Here is an 18,929-nt window from a genome sequence, read left to right on the forward strand (position 1 = left end):
TATCAGCCTATTTTAAAATTATTTTACGTACTGCACCGTTACTTCCGTCAATTACGTAGATACTACCATCTTTGCCTACAGCAATATCATCTATTGAAGCAAATTTAGCATTAGCAAATGTTCCGTCGGCAAAACCATAGCCGGTTGCAAAAAGTGTGGTAGTGGCTCCATTTTGCGGATTAACCAATCTTATAGCTCTGTTATTTCTGTCGGCAACTACTAATTGATTATCGCTGGTGAAAACAAGGCCTGTTATACCGTTAAATCTTGCACTTCTGCCAATACCGTCAGCTAACCCGCCTTCGCTATGAGCTCCGGCAATTATAGCCATGCCACCACCCACGCTTATTTTCTGTATACCGGTTCCGCCATCCAGTATATTATCTGAATAGAAAACATTACCGGCCGCATCAATAGCCGGTCTTGATGAAGGCCATGATGGCCCGGCTACCTTAGTGTAGTTACCAAGCGGCGTCACTTTATTCATTCCTGCACCAAAGCCGGCAATACCTACATACATGTTGCCTGATGCATCCATACTCATTTTGGCAGGCTGAAAACCGCCTGTAAAGGCAACATTTTGGCCCGAAGGTGTTATTTTTCTGATTTGTGAAGCATTCTGATCTGCCACATAGATATTATCCTGACCATCGATATAAATACCATTCGGAAACGAGAAATGCACATCGGCACCATTTGCCTGGAGCTTACTTACAACACCGGCCGGGGTTATTTTATTAACGGTTCCATCGGTAGTATTGGTTACATAAACATTGTCATGGCTATCAACCGCAATACCTTGTATACTACCAATAGGGTTTGATGGGCCACCGGCAATTGTTATTATACCCGCACGTTTAAATGGTTGTGGCGAGGTGGTTTCTAAACCATTAGTTGCAACCTTAACTATACCTGTGCTCAGGTTTGCAGGCGCATCAACTACCAACTGAGTTTCTGTTGACGATTTTACCGTGGTAAGCACATCGTTAAAGTAAACCTTATTATCTGATGCCGTGGTGCTGAAACCTGTACCTGTAATTGTTACTGAAGTACCCGCTAATCCATTATCAGGTGTGAGCGATTTAATACCCAGCGTTTGATCTTTAAATGCCGGGCCTGTTGTAGCCTGATCGTTCACCACTACCCTGATGTTGCCTGACCCTGTACCACCGGGTATGGTCAGCGTAATTTGTGTTGCCGTAACTGAGTTTAATGGCACTTCCACATTATTGATAAAAACCTTATTCTCATCAGCAACAGCGCTAAACACATCGCCCTGAATGGTCATTTCGGTACCTTTTGGTCCACTTAAGGGAGATACTATGCCGATGACCGGTTTACCTACCACTGTAAACCTTTGTCCGGTTATTTTTTGCCCATTTATGGTAACAGATAATGGTCCGGTGGTAACATCTGCCGGTGCTAAAACTACCAGCTGCTTGTCATTCCCCTCAACCACTGTAGCTGCCTTACCGTTAAAATCAACCTTATTGTTGGCCAATGCGGTTTCAAAACCAACCCCATTAAGCACCACGCGGGTATTAGCACCACCACTTAGCGGTTTCATGTTACTAATTTCCTGATAGGTGAAGTTACGACCCTGAGCCTCTTTACCGTCAACCTTTACGGTAACCGGGCCAAAGCCTGCATTTTGAGGCACTTCGGCTACAATAAGGGTATCGGCCACGCTAACTACCAGGGCCGATACGTTGTTGATCAATACCGATGCCGGGTTGCTTACACTGGCAAAGCCTTCGCCGCTTATTCTTATTTGCGCGCCTGCCGGACCATTGGCCGGAAAAATATCTTTAACCGACAGATCCTGATAAGTATAGCTACCAACTTCGAAGGTTTTGCTGCCTGCCTTTAAAACAATCTTACCGGTTGTACCATCGGGTATGCGTACCACTACCGCGTTGGCGGTAACGCTTATTACATCGGCATTGTTGCCGCTAACTGTAGCACTATAATCGTTTAGTGATGTGCCGAAGCCCTCTCCCTCCACTGTTACCAGCGTGCCGGCCTTACCACTGTTAGGGTAGTAACCGGTCACCTTAGCTTCGATATTGGCTCCGGCACCTTTTTCCTTATCATCCTTTTTACAAGCGTTAAAGGTTACCAGTAGTGCCAGCAGCATGCATATGCCGGCACTCCATTTTTTTATTTTATTCATTTTCAATGTTTTCATATATGATATCATTGCATTTACTTAAAAGCTATACCTCAAACCTAATTGCATTTGCGCCCTTGAGGCGAAGTAGTCGATACTGTAAGGCTTACCGGGGTCAGCGAAGGTGAACGCCGGGTAGCTGCCACTGTTTTGCTGTGGCGGGAACAAGGTTGGCGTTAAGCCCACGCTGCTGGTAGAGTTGAACGTATTGGGCGAGAAGTACTGCACGCCCCAGTTTTTGCTGATCAGGTTGGTCAGGTTCATGATGTCCACCGTCAGGCTGATGCTTTGTTTGGCGGCCTTACCGGTGAACAGCTCATGCGCCAGGTGCAGGTCGGCCTGTATATTCCACGGCGTACGGCCCATGTTACGCCCGGTAAACTTACCCCTGCGGCTGCTCAGGTATTTGTTCCCGTCAATAAAGCTGTTAAAGGCCTGTGCCTGCTGTGCGGCTGTCTGGCTGCCGTTATCCTTAAAGTAATTGATCGCATCTGCCTGCGTTGGTATATAGGCCAGGCTCACCTGCTGCGGTAAACCCTGTATGCTGTTATTCACAATGCCATAGGTAAACGGGCTGCCGCTTTGCGCACTAAAGTACAGGCTGATATTGGTTTTGCCTGCCGATGCCCATTGCTTGTTATAGCTGATGGTGGATACGATACGGTGGCGGATATCGAAATTGCTGTAGGCCAGTTCGGGGTTGTTAGGTATCAGTGCCTGGTTCAGCTGCCAGTTGCTTTCCATGGAGTTACGCACCCCGTTGCTCAGGTCTTTAGACTGGCCGTAGGTGTATGCCGCCGTTATGTTCAGCGTGTTGCCGGTACCGGTGTTGATGGTTTTGGCCACACTGCCGGTCAGGCTGTAGCGGTAACCCCGGTTAGTATTACTAAGCAGGTAGATGTTGGAGAACCTGCTATCAACCGTACCACGATATACCGGCTGCTGTTTGTTTTGATCATAACCATACCAGTATGGGTTATCCTGTGTGTTGAGTTGCTGAAATAATACGTCCTTGATGTTGCGGGTATACATTCCTTCCAGGCCAAACTTCCACTGACCGGTGGTTTCATAGTCGATACCTAAGCTGGTGCGGAGCACCTGCGGCATGGTAAAGCCATTGTCCACCAGGTCAACCTGTGTACGGCCGCTGTTGGGGTTGTTCACCACAGCGCCGTTCTGGCCGATGAAATCGGCCAGGCCGTTAGGGCTGGGCTTGATGGCGTCGCTGCCCGGGGTAAAGGGTTTCTGGTCGGCACGCTGGTCAAAGGCGCCATAGCTGTCGCCGGTATTGTAGTAGGCATAAGCTAACCACGCAAAGGGTATCCTGCCGGTGAACAGCCCCACACCGCCACGGAAGATCAGTGAGCGGTCGCCCAGGGCATCATACCGGAAGCCCATGCGGGGCGATAACTGTACCTTGTTCAAAAAGCTGTTGCTGATCCTGCTCAGCGGCGTATAGGTATACGTGGTACCAAAGTATGGATCGGCCTGTATGCTTCGCAGTTTCTCGCTCAGCGTGGGCATCTGCGGCAGCGAGGCCATATCGGCACGCAGGCCAGGCGTGATCTGCAGTTTATCGTTCACCCTGATCTCGTCCTGCACGTACAGGCTGTACATGTTCACATCAAAGCGGGCTGCCGGATTGTTCAGGATATAGTCGCGGGTATTGTTGGTATAGTTGTAACTGCCCCTTACCCGGTAAGGGTTATTGCTGATAAAGTCTTCAATGCTCAGGTAATCCACCCGGCCGTTCCAGGCATTCACAAAGCCATAGTCGATATGGTACAGCTCGTTATGGGTACCCACCAGGAATTTATGCCTGCCGGTCACATAGTTCAGGTTGGCGGTGAACTCCCAGGTCTTTTGTTTCATATTGAAAATGCTGGCCTCCCTGTCGGTACCCAGGTAGATGGTGGTACCGGGAGTACGCCCCATGATCTGTACCTGTGGCAATGAAGGGTCGCCGGTCGGGTCGCGCCGGTCGTTCACCTGCGTATAGCCTATCACCAAATTGCCTGACAAGGCATTGCTGAAGAGGCTTTTCAGTTCGGCTACCGTGCTGGTCTGGTTATTGGTCTGCTCAAAGGCCATGCTGCTGAAGCGAAAATCCTGCTGGTCGCGGTCCATCACTGTGGCTTTACTGAAAATGGTATTGTTACGGGCGGCCAACTGGTGCTTGTCGCTGATGTTCCAGTCCAGCCTGTTGAAGAACTTGGCCGAACGGTTGCTGTTGGTATATACGCCTGCCGTACCCGCGTCAAAGATGCTGCCATAGCGGCCCTGTGCCGTGTTAGCTATGGAATTCGCGTCCGCTACCGACAGGATATGGCCGGTTTCGGCGGTACCTATGTACAGCTGGGTGGGGTCCTGCCTGCGGGTGATCTCCTCGTTGGTGAAAAAGAACAGCTTGTTTTTGATGATGGGGAAGCCGATACGGAAACCGGCCTGGTAATCGTAAAAGTCACTGTTCATTTTGCCCAGCGAGCCCACCCTGTCATTACCGGTTATGGCGGCATTACGGCCAAAGCCATATACCGAGCCGCTTACCGTATTGGTACCGCTGCGGGTTACGGCATTGATGGAGCCGCCCGTAAAGTTACCGATCTTGACATCGAATGGGGCCAGGTATACCTGCATGTCCTCAATCGCGTCTAAGGATAAAGGGTTGGTACGGGTGGAGCTGCCCGCCATGCCCGAGGTACCCGTTTGCCCGCCTAATGAGGGCGAGAAGCCGATGGCGTCGTTATTGATAGCGCCATCTATCGTTACGTTGTTGTAACGGAAGCTGGTACCGCCAAAGCTGTTGTCCTTGCTGCCCTGCGGGGTCAGGCGGGTCAGGTCGGTGATGCTGCGGTTTACCGTAGGCATGTTGCGCACCTCGGCCGCCGTGATGTTACGGCCGGTACCGGTGGTGTTGGCACGCGGGCCTCTGTTGGCTTTGGCTGTTACGTTTACCGTGGCCAGTTCCTGCGCGTTGTCGGCCAGGGTAAAGTTTAGCTGTTGGGTGCCGCCAAGTCGGATGTTGATATCGTTACTGACCTCGGCTTTCATCCCCGTAAAGGAGGCCGTTACCGTGTAGGGCCCGCCGATACGCAGGTTGTTCAGAAAATAGCGCCCGTCGCCATCCGTGGCTACCGCGTATTTGGTACCGCTGGGCGTATGCAAGGCCTGTACCGTCGCTCCCGGTAATATGCCGCCTTTGCCATCTTTTACCTGGCCGCTTAGTGAACCGGAGGTTTCTTGCGAAAATGCCTGCAAACTACCTATCAGCAGAAAGCATAGCATGAGTACTTTTAAGCCTGCTTTAAGCATGGAACGCCCATGCAGCGCCTTTTTATGGCCCGGCCTTTCTTGTATATATGTTTTCATCTCTATTTGTCTTTTTTGTGGAGAGGCTTTTTTATTGGATGATCTTCAATGCCCCGTTTATCACATGTAATACACCGTTACCGGTCAAAACATCCTGCTTTACTACCTGTATTTCATTGATATTACCAATACCGCGCAAGGTTATTCCATTAAAACTTCCGGGTGAGTTTACATCAGGCGTAAGGGTTATATCTACCAGGTTATCATCAAGCATAGCCTGGCGACTGGTGTTGGTTGAACCTGTGCTTAATACATAATCATTAATGAAACGCCTGTCGCGCAAAATGTGATAGTTAACCAACTCCCTTAAAACAGCCGGATCAGTTTGGCTAACCTGTTGTACCGATTGATAACCTATGGAGCGCATGGCGGTATTATCGGGCGCGAAAATGGTGTATGGGCCGGTACCATTAATAGTTGCCAACACCCCTGATGTTTTAAGCGCCTGGGTAAACAGTGTTACATTGCTTTCGGCTGATATAGCATCGCCCAATTTATCGTGCAGGTAAGGAGTAAGCACCCGGTTAATAACCTGTATAATACCGTTTGATGTAGGCAGATTTTGCGCTACAACTCTGGCGCCATTTAAGGTTAATACAGTATCGCCGTTTTTTACCCAGTGGGTAGCAAACATCTTCCCTCCGCGCGAGCGTAGTTCCTGGTTAAACAGGAAAGGCAATTTGTTCAACTCATAGCTACCATCAAAAACATGGTAGCGCACCATAGGAGCAATTACAGATGGGCTTGCCGATAGTACAGCCGTTGCATCGTTATATCCGGCGGTGATAAAAGCCGCGTCAGACGGGGCCATGATGGTGTATGGACCCGCACCCTGCTGCAATTCTTTATCAAGTGTACTTAACCTTAAGGCTGCGCTAAATGATGCCAGGTTAAAGTTATCGGCAATTACCAGGTTAATTTTATTATTATCGATAGCTGCGACGCTATCATCTTTTTTGCATGATATAAATGATGTTACAGCAAGCAACACCATCAACCACGTGGTTATTTGTTTTTTAGTTTTTAGTTGCTTCATCTGTTTATTTCATTTTAAAATCCTTCGGAATAAGTAGCCTGTCAACCACATGTATTGGCCCCGTTAGTGTATTAATGGTTTCTAAAATGGTGGCCGGCGCCGCGGTTGAGCCCTTAACCTGCATCTGTACCTGGCCACTTCCGTTTTTACTGAATGTGTACGGCATATGATAGTTTACATAGCCCGGATAGTAATTGATGAGGTAATTGCCAAGCAAGTCATCCCGCAAATCGTTAGCATAAAATGTGGTAGGCCTGCCTCCCGGCGCTTTGCCCTGGTTGGTATAAGGCTGATTTTCTCGCCCAAACTCCCAATGATAGTTTAAAACGGTATCGCTTGGAAAACCGGCATCAGTAGTAGAGCCGATATTCCAGTCAAATATCATTGGCGTAGCACGCTTATTCCATTCCAGTACTTCTTCAACGCTGTTAAAACCGGCAGCTTTAAATGCATCGTTAGTTGGAGCGAACAACATTTGAAAAGATACCACCTGACCCGGCACAAGATTTAGTATGTTAGGATAATATTTACGGTTGTAATCATCGCCCGGCTCAAAACCATAATTCTCCATATACAGGGCGTTATATACTTTGTTGTGCTCCTCATCTGCCCTGCGCTGAACTTCAACAAACATGCTGAAACGCGCATCGGCCTCAAGCACCCCCATAAAGCCCCTGGTTGGTATAGCTATCATCCTGTCAATTTGGAATACATAGCCGTTGGTAGCTTCCGCACCCGAGTTGGCATCGCCTGATATCAAACCATTGATCATTAGTTTATCATTATCTATACCTAAGTAATGACGATAGTGGTAAGGGGTGTTAGGAACACTTACTCCATCCTGAACGCTAAGATCAGCTCGTGTATGTAATGACATTCCCTCGAAATTGCTGTTACGTAACAGCAGATCAGCTTTTGTGACCTTGTTGCTTATTGTGTAAAAAGCCACCAGGCTGTCAACATCATTAACGGCCATATTGCTGATGGCCGCCGCGGTATAACCCGCACCCTGCATAGCAGCGTCCGACGGTGCCAATACCGTATATTGCATCCCGGTTTTTAGCGCATCGGCAATAGTACTGCGCTGCCATGCCGCGTAAAAAATTTTTGATGGCGATTCGCTTAACACCGCGTTAAGATCTTTATTCACACCTGTATTATAGGGTATCTTCTCCCCTTCGGCCGGGGGCATAAATTCTGTTTTCTGGCATCCCGAAAACAACAGTGCAAGTATTGCTATAGGCAGGATGCGCTTTATAAATGTGTTCATGTGTTTCATTTATTTATACTTTACTGGTTTAAGGCCTGCTGAGGTGTCAATAATAAGGCCGGCAGATCATGCACCAAACCATTTTCGCACCGGTGATCAAAACCTGCAATAGCCGGTAGTGGTGCACGCGGATAATAGCTTGATATCACTGTAGCACCCCATTGCCCTCCAGGGTCCATTACGTCAAATTGCGGGTATGACAGCCATCTGTCCTCATACATCTCTACTGTGTTAAACCTTAAAAACCAGGTATCATTAGGAATGGTTATTTCATAGGTATATTCGCCGCCTATTGATTTAAACACATATTTATCTGATACAAAAAAGTGCTTTTGACGCATAATGTACACGCCCATTAAACGACCACCGTTGTATGCCGAGGGATTCAGATCTTCAATATCCGCGGCAGTTATATTATTGGCTTTAAAGGCACTGTCAGTAGGGGCGAAAACGGTGAAAGGGCCATCGCCTGCCAGATCATTCCACAAACCGAACTTTTTTAACCCTGCTACATAGATGCTGTAGCGGCGGTTACCTTCAAGCAATTGTTGTACGGTTGTGCCTTTATGATATTTCATCATTTTGGCCAGCACATGCAACACTCCGTTAGCCAGCGTAACATCAGTACGTAAGGTCATGGCGCCATCAAAGAAATAGCGCTTATCTGAAGTAACCGATGAAAGATATAACTGATCGCCCGACAGGGTTTCGTAACGCAGATCAATAGCGTTGGTTGGTATATCAGTAGTGAGTAACCGGCGGCCTTTTATTACATGGTATTGCATTACCCGGCGCAGGCTGTCCTTATTCAGTTTATGTATATCAGCAACCGTTCTTATACCCTCCTGGTTAAAGGCGGCATCAGTAAGTGCCAGTATGGTAAATGGCCCGGTACCGTTAAGCTCATCTGTTAGGCCGGTATATTCAAGCGCGGCATTAAAAAGCCTGAAATCGTAGTTGTTCTTAATAAAATCTGCCGCCGGCCTTATGTTGGCATTAGGCTCGGGGATGGTCAGGTTTTCGTGTTTGCAGGAGCTTAACACCGCCGCAAAGCAAAGCATTGCAAGCATTAGTAAACTGCCTGTGTATTTTTTTATCGCTTTATTCATGTTTAAGCATTTTTTTAATTGATAGTTTTTGGTTGACTGTTGCTTAATACTCAGGCGCGGGGTATTTGCGCTGTATGGTCATGAGGTAAGCGGCACCGTTAACTATCTCTATAGTATTTACCGAGGCAAATGATTGCGGATTATTTTTACCGGAATGAATATTAATAACCGTATTAGGTACTGATAGTGCTGAATACTGTTGCACATAAACCGCCCCATCCTTTAAGCAGTTAAGTTGCGACCAATTGCCATTATTCCTGTAATCGCTCGCAAAAAATGGATTGTTTGAAGGGGTATAACCCGGTGCAAAAAAATCAAATATTTGCCAGCTTTTGGTTGTGATGCGATTTTCGGCCTTGTTAGGGAACAGCGGAAAGCTTATGTATGGATTTGGCGCATTCGAGGTAATATTACGTTCAACAGTGGTTACATAATTACCCCTGTAGCCGGGCAATGCCCTTGCCTGTAAGTTGTATCTGATGGCCGGATCTTCATCCTGATCAGGGTACAGGGTAAGATAAACGTCCATACGGTCTTTTACACCATACATAAAGCTGTTTAGTCTGTTGGGCTGTGTTTTCTTGTCATCATCATACTCCAAAAAACCCTGCGAACTATAATTGTAAAAGTTTACATAGTTAAGCGAGTCGGACAATGGAAGCTTTATGAAATTCTCGTGCCTCAATAGCAGTTTATTGCTTTTGGCATCAGTATATTTTTCCTGAAGCAGGTGCATGGTATAAACCTCTCGGGCCGAAAATTCGAGCGTGGTATCAACCATGGCATCTCCTTGAAGTGATGCATCCAGCTTAAAGTAAGGCACGCTATTTTTAGGCCTGTACAGAAACATTACACGCAATTTGCCCGATGGCACCTGCGCCCAGCTGCTCAGATCGTACCCGTTAACAATAGGGCCAACCAGCACGTTCTCTTTACCCGGATATTCAGGGTTATTTACTGATGTACTGCTACCAATGTGCGATGGATATGGCGGCGCGTAACGATCGCGAACGTCCAAAAAATCGCCAATTATCTGGCCTCCGGTAACCTTACCGGCTCCATCAAAGGTTGGGTTGATGATCATACAAAAGTATGGCACCTTGGCATCCTTAACATCCATACTTAGCTGGTATGGCAGGTTATTGAAAACGCGCAGGTAGGCAGGGTCGTTTATTTTTGTATAATCAACCTTAACACAGCCAGTAAACAACAGCACGCTCGCCGTTATTAATGAGGTTAAGAGTAATAATTGCTTTTTCATCTGTTTTATGTTTTTATGGTCAGATGCGTTCATTATTTATTATGCTTTAAAATGATCATGCGGGCTTTGTTGGCTGTTGTAGCCCCCTCGCCTGTTTTGCCTATCAGCGCAATGGTGAATATGCCCGCTTCCTGCCCTGGCACTTTACGACCGGCTTTGGTGTACAGCTCTTTATTGGGGATAAACATATCGCTGGTTATTACCGGTATATCATCAGCCCATATACCCGGCACTACGTTTGGCGCCGAGCGGTAGGCCATAATATCATACTTAGGCTCACTAAACTGGCTTATTACGTAAGGACTTTGTAACAGCGGTAAGCCTGGTTGCAAGTTTACGCCCGATGGGCTGCCATTATCAGTAGTAAAGGTGATGTAAGGGTTACCCATTGACAGGTTCAGGTATCGCTTAAAAAAGAAATACTTGTATTGCTGATAGGCATAGGTGCCATCTTCTTCGGCATTGGTGAACCGGGTGCCACTCAAATCATTAGCTACCAATAATAGTTTCGCCGCGCCCGTAGCATCGGGATATAACCATGCGGTATAGTTTTGCGACGCGCGAAAATCAGCCTTGGTAGTCGCTATAACTTTGCCGCTGGCATCCGTTGCCTTTACCTCCTGGTTACCGATGATCATGGTAGCATAATCGCCGGTTTTGCCGAATGCAATCCCGCTGCCTAATGATGTACCTCCGGCACTGAAACTCACCTGCTGATCGGGCATGGCGTTTACCGCCTGTACCCTGCAATAGGTTAAGTTTGCAGGTACACTGTTATCAGTTATAACCTGAAAAGTATTTTGAGCAAAGCTACTTGTTTCGTCATTCTCATTAATAAACACTTTAACTATTTGCGGATTTACTACAATGGTGTATATGCCACCCGGCTGATAGGTTTGTATAGGGGCGTAAGTTAAATTGCTGATATTGGTTTGCCCGATAGCAATAGTTGATGTTGGCGGATCAAAAACAGTTAAAGCAAAAGTGCTGCTACCTGTAGCAGGTATTTGCCTGCCGTTAGTAGTAAGTACTTTAAACTGGTAGGTACCGTATGGAACCTCAACATATTCAGATGCCCTTTGAGAACCGGTAACATTAGTGGTTTGCGCGCTTACCGTTGTACCATCAGCATAAGCAAGTGTTACAGGGCCATTCAGGTCTTCCACCGGCCCACTGGCATTGCCGGAGTGGTTGTTAAGATTACCACTAAAATTTATTATCCTGATTTTGAAGTGATCAGGTTTTGCAGGAGCGGTTACGGCACGAGGCAGAATCTCATATTGCGGCAAATCGCTGGTATAGTCTTTCTGAATCAGGTAAACATCTTGTGGGTTGTTTGCATCATACTGCAAATTAAGTTCAACACCTGAATTCAGGCCGGGATTATAATCATAGACAGCCAAACCAAGATCTATTTTATTTTGCGCGTTAAACAGATCCTGCGGTATGGTCCAGGTTCTACCCAATTGGCCATTTGTAGGGAAATAAGGCGTAGCCGGAAAATTTGCCGCAGCATCCGGAGCCTTTACGGCAAAGTTGGTAAGGGTATCGCCATTGGCAATTACCTGGCTAAAGCCACCAAGGTTTACAACGCGTATATTTGATGATTGCTGATTATTTGTATTGTAACGGTTATCGGTAACCGTACTCAGCTTATCCTTTTTACAGGCAACCTGCAATAAGGCTATCAGTAACAGGCAAAGCAGGTTGTATGTGTATATTCTGTTCTTCATTACTTTATCAGGTTATATGAAAAGCCTATCATAATTTCGGCACCACGCTGAAACGAGCGGTTTATATACTCGTTACCATACCATTTACCACCGGTTTGCGGGTTGGCATACACGGTTTTTATGGCCGGGTTAAGTAAGTTTTTAGCGTAACCTTTAAATGTTAAGCGGTTGTTTAAGCGCTGGCTAAAAACAAAATCGAGGTAAGGTACCGGTGTGGTGTACAGGTCGGGCTCGCCGGTCAAATTGATCTGTACTAAACGCTCACCCACCTGGTTAAAGGTTAAGGTTAAATCAGTACCCCACTTGGTGTTGTTATAGTTTAACCAGCCATTTATAGAGTATGGCGCCTGCTCAAACAAGGGGCTGTTGCGTGGCGTATACCTGTCTAACGATCGGTTAGCATCGTAACGTTCGGCCGTTTTTTTGATCTCGCTTTGAGCCAACAACAGATTTGAGCCTATAAAGAAGTTTTTAAGCGGGTCCCAAACATTACCCAAGTTTTTCACTATCTCAAACTCCAAACCCCATACCCTACCCGTGTTAGGATCATTTTGAAACTGAATGGTAGGGAACTCCGGATAAGTAGCCGCAAGTCCATCAGTTTTAAGGCTGAACACTTTTACCAGCTGGTTTTGGATGCGCTTACCAAATGCCGATATGGCGAATACCTCTCCCTTATCAAGAAACCACTCCCAACGGAAATCAAGGTTTTCAGTACGCTGGTTCACCAGGTTAGAGTTACCAACCACCAAACCCATCTGGAAGGCATCAAACTCAAACACATTGATTATTTCACGCAATTCAGGGCGGGCAAGCGTAGTATTGTACGCGCTCCTGAAGTTCATGTTATCGTTAAGTGTGTAAGTAGCGTTTACGGAGTAGTAAGGCTTGTATTTTGTTTTGTAAACCGAGTTTGGATTAATTGGGTTAAGCGGTACTTTACCCTCGCCCGTAGTAAGCGATGGATCTAAGAACACGCCCGCGGTATCAACTTTCGAGCCAATGTCGGTCATCTCGAAACGTACACCACCCGCTATGCGGAACTCATCGGTAAGTTTCAGATCAAGCATACCGTACAAGGCGTTGGTTGCGTAATAACCCTTATAGTTATTGGGTGATTTTTGGCTGTTATATAAATAGCCGGTAACAGGCATCATACCTTCGCCCTGGTTGCCGGTTATTGGTTTTATACCGATCATCTCGCTGCCAACCAGTTTGTTAAGATTGCCCTGAACATCTTGTATCGATATAAAGCCATTGCCCACAAAGTTTGATCCGGGTATAAAAAGCTGGTTCTCAGTAAAGCTACGATCTCTGAAAAGGTAGTTTACACCGGTTTTAAACTGCTGCTTTTCGCCCAGTAACTTAAATGGTATGGTTACATCAGCCTTGTAGTTATAGTTGGTTTCGTCAAGGTATCTCCATCTGCGACCGTTAGGCTCGGCCTGTATTATGCCGTAGCTACCAAAGCCATTAACATAGCCTGATGTAAGCGCGTAAAAATGCTGAGTATAAGTATTGGTGCCGGCGGTATTTTCTTCACCAACTACCGGATGCAGATAGTAGCCCCCACCCCTTGGCATATAATCGGCCAGGTTAGCAAAACGGAAGTCAGGATCATTTTGGCTTGATTTTGAGGTAGCCACATTATAGCTTAAGCGCGGCGAATACTCACCCTTTAAAAATTTATGCTCGCCTTGTAAATTAAAGGTATTTAGGTTACGGTACGTTTGCTTAAGCGAGTAAATGGTACTGGTAACATCACCCGGCAAGGCGGTATACTCATAACGGCCATTCATGTTGGTAGCCATATTTTCGCCGCCCCAGCTGCCCAGATATTGCATGCTTATTTCGTGGCGTGGGTTAAAACGATAGGTTAAACCTAATAACGCGCCATAGTTAAGCGTTTCGTTACCTGAGTACTCTTTATAGGTTTGATACTTACCCATATAAAGACTATTCGGCGTTATGTAGTTAGGTATATTACGACGGCTGTATACATACGGGTTACCGGTAACAACACCCTGGTAAATACTATATTGGGTAAGATCGCCACCATAAATATCAGTAGTGCGGCGGTAGTAGTTCAAGCCCGCTACCAGGCCCAGTTTATGCTTTTTAAAAAGTGTATAGTTGTTACCGTAAGTAGCCGAGTACAGTTGATTTAACGGCGCGCTTTTGTATTGCGTGGTCATTACCGGGTCAAAGCGCTGCATGATGCCGTTAATGCGGTTTACCTCGTTAAAAGCAGTAGTGCTGTTGTTACTATTGGCGATCATGCTTTGGATAGATGATAAGCCATTTGGATATTGCTGAGAAAGAGCCTTAAAATCAGCAGGCAGATCTTTATTATTGATCTTGCTGCCAAAAACACCCATATCACTGTTCCAAAAGCTGTTGTAGCTACCACCAAGGCCAATATTCGAGTTAAAACCTGTTTGTATGGTAACATCAAAGGTTTCCTTATCAGGTACTGATTTGGTTTTCAACTCCACAATACCCGCGGCAGCATCGGCCGGTTTATCGGGCGTTACGGTTTTGTAGATGGTAATGTTATCCAGCAAAGCAGCCGGAACAAGATCGAGCGGTATAGCGCTGTGGTCAGGATTTGAGGAGGCCAAACGCACACCATTCAACTGGCCAATAACGCTCCTGTCGCCCAAACCACGGATGGCCACATACTTATCGTCAGACACGGTAACACCAGCTACACGCTGAAGCGCCTGTGTAGTAGTGATACTTGCCGTACGTTCAATTTGCTGCGCCGAAATTGCATCCTGAATAATAGAGGCATTTTTACGTTCTTCAAGCACAGCTGCCTCCGTACGTGTATTGCGGCGGGCTTGCACCAGTACCTCATTCAATAACTGGCTTGATTATTTAAGGCTTACCGTTATTTGCTGAGTGGTTTTATTTACAGCTACTTCGGCCGTTTCATAACCTGTGTAGCTAAATACCAATGTTGCATTTTCGGTTGGTATGGTTACAACAAATGCACCGTTTATATCGGTAAGTGTACCGCCTTGCCAGTTTTTTATTTTTATTGATACACCTGGTAATGATTCCTGCGTTTTAGCATCAATCACCTTACCGTATATACGTACAGGTGCAGGTATGGCTTCAATAATAACATAGCCTTCAACCAATTTATATTGTAAGCCTGTATGTGCTAAAATATCATCTAAAACATTTTTAACCGGTTCGTTACGGGCACTTAGCGTAACGCTTTTTATGATAGAACTAACCAGTTTTTCGCGAACGGAAAATTTTACTGATGAATTGGTTTCAATAGCCGACAGACTTTGCGCTACCGTAGCTTTATTTAACGATAGTGTTACTTTTTCCTGTAGCGCCTGGCCATCAACCCTGTTTGCCAGCAACATACCGGCAAAAGTTAAATGAATTACCAGCACTAAAATCGAGCATCTCATTATAAAAAGAATCTCTTTTTTGTACCACCGACTACCTGTATCAATAAAAACCGCATCGGGGTAACTATCATATTTATTTTTACAAGGACTTTTATTTGATCCTTTTTGCATATTTTTGATTGTTACTGATTTAACCCTGTATCAGGGCGATATCTGTTAATTAAATGGGGTAAACCCCGATTCTATGTTCCGCCCCGACCTGAGAAATCCGGCGGCACAATGAATTCAAAATCATGTTCGTTCGTCACTACAAAGTGGCGGACGTTTTTTTTCGAGATAGTAAGCTTAGCTACATATATTTCCTTTCGTATTTTTTTAGTTAGAAAAAACAATAACACGTCGGCCTTCAATCTTATATTTAAAACCGGCCGTTGCTGCCAATACATTCATGGTACGGTTTAAATGCCATCTGCCATTAAGCGTTACCGATATTTTCTCGTTAGCACCGCTTAGTTTAGTCTTGTCGATAGTCACGTTGTAATTACGCTCAAGCGCGGTAAGTATCTTACTAAGCTCCTGCTTGTTAAATATGAGTTTGTTATTAGCCCACGCGATGCTTTCATTTTTATCACGCTTATCTGTTTGCGACAGGCCTTTATACCAGCTGATATGATCGCCGGGTAACATGGTGGCCAATTGCTTTTTAAGCCCGTTAACTACACTGCTTACGCGTACCTTACCAGTTACCACACTTACCTCCAGCGGATCATTTTTAAATGCATCTATCTTAAATGAGGTACCTACTACACGGGTTTCCAATTCATATGAGTGTACAGTAAAAGGTTTCTGCGCATCTTTAGCCACTTCAAAAAAGGCTTCGCCTTGCAGATAAACATCGCGGCGGTTACTTACAAAGTTTTCGGGATAGCTAAACTTACTATCCGGACCAAGGGTAATGGTTGAACCATCTGAAAGGGTAATTGTAGCACGCTGGCCACGGGTGGTTTTATACTGAATCAGCTTTACAGGTGCCGATGTCGCGGCTAATTGCTGCCTGCTATTATTACGTTTACTTATAAAGTACACGCTAACGCATACAATAGCCAACAATATAGCTGCATACCGCGCAATGTTGCGCCAAGGCGATATTTTAATTACAGATACCTGTGGTTCAATATTATGGCGTTGCTTAAAAAGCTTTAGCTTATCATCCGCTGAACCATCTTTTTCAGCCTGCGAATCAGCCTTAAATTCGCCACCTACCTCGTCCATCACCTCATCAAAAACCTGGCGACCCTGTTGGGTGTTAATTATTTGCTGCAACTTTTCAAGTTCGGCTTTTGTTGCCGTACCATTTATCAGTTTCCTGATCAGTTCCTTATCTTTTTTATTAAGCTCCACTTTAAAATATTCTTCGTCTTCAAATGGGTATACACAGTTTTTTAATGTTACCACCCACGCCCGTGAAACTTTTTTCAAAAAACTTTAAAACAGGTAATAAAAGGCTACAGCACAACTTGCGTATACCGAATAAAAAGAGGCTACAAATATTTATTGCAGAAAAGGGATAATGAAAATAAGCGGGTGTGAAAGGTTGATATCCTCAAGCGTTTTACGGCAGCTGGCCAGCGAAGCAGACATGTAGTTTTCAACCGTATTAATAGAAAGATCGAGCCTGGCAGCTATTTCTGAGTAAGTAAGATTTTCTTCGCGGCTCATGCGGAATACACGCTGGCGTTTTTCAGGTAATTGAGATACCACCTTTTCGTATACCGATGATATTTCTTCTTCGTGCATTAACTCATCCGGAGCCTTTGATAGCGGGAATGCATCTCCGGGCATTTCATCCAGATTAAGAAACTCAGGGATTTTTACGCGGTAATGGTTATATATGGCATTCTTGATAGATCGTAATAAATACGGGCGAAAGCCGACCGGAGTGTTAATGTCGCCGTCTTTCTTCCAAACGCGTAACATTACATCCATCACCAACTCCTCGGCAACCATTTCATCCTTAATATTCTTTTGCGCGTAATTTAAAAGAGGGTGGTAATACCTTTTAAACAATGTATCATACGCGGCAGCATCGCCATTGCGCCACTGTTGTAACAGCAACTCATCTGATTTAGCGATAATCTCGTCATGATACATAAGGGATCGGAATAAAGTAACCGACCAAAAATATCTCCGTTAAATAATCACAACATCACCTATTTATTACCTGATTATTAAGTACGATAACAAATGGCAACCATACTTAAGGAGTTTATGGCGGCACAAAGTTCCAAGCGTTTTATTGAAAATTCAATCACGATTGAAGAACTTGGCCTAAAGTTAATGCGGTATAAACGGGGCAATTATTATCGAAACTACACAAATCCATCTTTACATTTTTTAACTAAGGATTGTTGCTATAACAACGCATCTATAAAAATATTAAACAGTGGCGTAATTTATACCTGTTAGGGTGCCCCTCTATCAAACCCGATGTAAGGTGCAACAGATCGGCATATTCGCTTGCCGAATGCTTTTCTCTAAAATTGTCCTCAATGGCATTTTTAAGGTTTTGGATAAGCATAAGCTGATGGCCGTTCCGCATACGACACAGAGCATGGAAGCGAAACTGCGTCAGGATTGAAACGGTCCTATCTCCGTTTTGACGGCTCCGGATATGCCTGGAAATAATTAAAATGCGCGTGCCGGTATATTATCTTTTTGATCACGGTAGGTTTTTAACCTGACACCTGTATGCCTCTTAAAGAATTTGTTGATATGACTTTCGTCGGCAAAACCAAATTCTTCGGCAATCTCGGTGATCCTTTTATTGCTGAAACGAAGCCTGTGTTCAATTAGCCTCACCCTGTAATATGAAATATAATGCTGTAGCGATTCGCCGGATTGCTTGCGAAAATAAGCACCTATATATGTTTTGGATACCCCGAACTTATCAGCCAGTACATCAACTTTTAATAATGCCGGCCGATGTATATTAACCTGTATGTAGTCAATGATCTCCAATATCCTTTCATCTACATTATCCAACATATTCTGCGGCTTGGTAATAGATAGATTACGGGCGGCTATCACAATAACCGCGTTAACCAAATGCCTGATCAGGTCTTCCTTATACAGATTATCACGTTGCAATATTTGTAGTAAATATTGCATTACTGATGCTACTGCTTCACTGTCCTCATTGTTACTTATTATAGATTCTGACAAATGCGAGGCATGAAAAAGCACGTATTCCATTTGATCAATGCTTTTCCATTGAAAATCAGCGATATAATTTTGTCCAAAACGAATCACTAAAAATTCGCTGAAATCATCCACTTCAAAACTATGCCGGTCATTAGGTGTGAGCAAAAAAAGTTCTTTGGCCTTAAAGTGTACTCTATTGCCATTAACAGTATGCACACCCTGGCCAGATAGCACATAAAACAATTCAAAAAAACTGAACTGCTTATCGTTCCTGTTACAAGTTTCAGAAGTTTCGTAGTAAACCTCTACAGATTGATATAAATTCTCTCTTATCATACTCTAATCCTACCTGTTTATACTTCAAAAATACCTGTTTTCACATATTCAGCCAGTCTATTTTTGCTATACC

13 protein-coding genes are annotated in these 18,929 nt (G+C 45.0%); all 13 read right to left on the bottom strand.

The window, feature by feature from the left end:
- Positions 1–7: 7 nt before the first annotated feature.
- Positions 8–2,173, bottom strand: a complete 2,166-nt coding sequence (locus IM792_RS17325; RefSeq protein WP_194103161.1) for an IPT/TIG domain-containing protein — start codon at positions 2,171–2,173, stop codon at positions 8–10.
- Between the two features lie 36 nt (positions 2,174–2,209).
- Positions 2,210–5,539 (bottom strand): carboxypeptidase regulatory-like domain-containing protein, encoded by a 3,330-nt coding sequence (locus IM792_RS17330; RefSeq protein ID WP_228085218.1) that lies wholly within the window; start codon positions 5,537–5,539, stop codon positions 2,210–2,212.
- A 31-nt stretch (positions 5,540–5,570) separates the two neighbouring features.
- Positions 5,571–6,575, bottom strand: a complete 1,005-nt coding sequence (locus tag IM792_RS17335; RefSeq protein ID WP_228085220.1) for a fasciclin domain-containing protein — start codon at positions 6,573–6,575, stop codon at positions 5,571–5,573.
- 4 nt (positions 6,576–6,579) lie between these two features.
- On the bottom strand, positions 6,580–7,845 hold the full coding sequence (locus tag IM792_RS17340) for a fasciclin domain-containing protein (RefSeq protein ID WP_194103162.1): 1,266 nt from the start codon (positions 7,843–7,845) through the stop codon (positions 6,580–6,582).
- A 20-nt stretch (positions 7,846–7,865) separates the two neighbouring features.
- Positions 7,866–8,954, bottom strand: coding sequence for a fasciclin domain-containing protein (locus tag IM792_RS17345; protein WP_194103163.1), 1,089 nt, complete (start codon positions 8,952–8,954; stop codon positions 7,866–7,868).
- A 43-nt stretch (positions 8,955–8,997) separates the two neighbouring features.
- The gene (locus IM792_RS17350) at positions 8,998–10,215 is read right to left on the bottom strand and encodes a hypothetical protein (RefSeq protein ID WP_194103164.1); all 1,218 of its coding nucleotides are present in this window, start codon (positions 10,213–10,215) and stop codon (positions 8,998–9,000) included.
- 32 nt (positions 10,216–10,247) lie between these two features.
- Positions 10,248–11,948, bottom strand: coding sequence for a DUF4397 domain-containing protein (locus IM792_RS17355; RefSeq protein ID WP_194103165.1), 1,701 nt, complete (start codon positions 11,946–11,948; stop codon positions 10,248–10,250).
- Complete coding sequence (locus IM792_RS17360; RefSeq protein ID WP_228085222.1) at positions 11,948–14,812, bottom strand: TonB-dependent receptor; 2,865 nt, start codon at positions 14,810–14,812, stop codon at positions 11,948–11,950. The genes IM792_RS17355 and IM792_RS17360 overlap by 1 nt, the downstream gene beginning before the upstream one ends.
- A gap of 12 nt (positions 14,813–14,824) precedes the next feature.
- Positions 14,825–15,379: an STN and carboxypeptidase regulatory-like domain-containing protein gene (locus IM792_RS21335; protein WP_228085224.1), complete on the bottom strand. Its 555-nt coding sequence runs from the start codon at positions 15,377–15,379 to the stop codon at positions 14,825–14,827.
- A 315-nt stretch (positions 15,380–15,694) separates the two neighbouring features.
- Entirely contained in the window at positions 15,695–16,798 is a 1,104-nt protein-coding gene (locus IM792_RS17365) for a FecR family protein (RefSeq protein WP_194103166.1), read from the bottom strand.
- A 72-nt stretch (positions 16,799–16,870) separates the two neighbouring features.
- Positions 16,871–17,470 carry an RNA polymerase sigma-70 factor gene (locus tag IM792_RS17370; protein ID WP_194103167.1) on the bottom strand — a complete coding sequence of 200 codons (600 nt, stop codon included), beginning with the start codon at positions 17,468–17,470 and terminating at the stop codon, positions 16,871–16,873.
- 274 nt (positions 17,471–17,744) lie between these two features.
- Positions 17,745–17,897, bottom strand: coding sequence for a hypothetical protein (locus IM792_RS17375; RefSeq protein WP_194103168.1), 153 nt, complete (start codon positions 17,895–17,897; stop codon positions 17,745–17,747).
- 107 nt (positions 17,898–18,004) lie between these two features.
- Positions 18,005–18,856, bottom strand: a complete 852-nt coding sequence (locus IM792_RS17380) for a helix-turn-helix domain-containing protein (protein WP_194103169.1) — start codon at positions 18,854–18,856, stop codon at positions 18,005–18,007.
- Between the last annotated feature and the right edge of the window lie 73 nt (positions 18,857–18,929).

This window comes from Mucilaginibacter sp. JRF, from assembly GCF_015223065.1.
Classification (GTDB): Bacteria; Bacteroidota; Bacteroidia; order Sphingobacteriales; family Sphingobacteriaceae; genus Mucilaginibacter.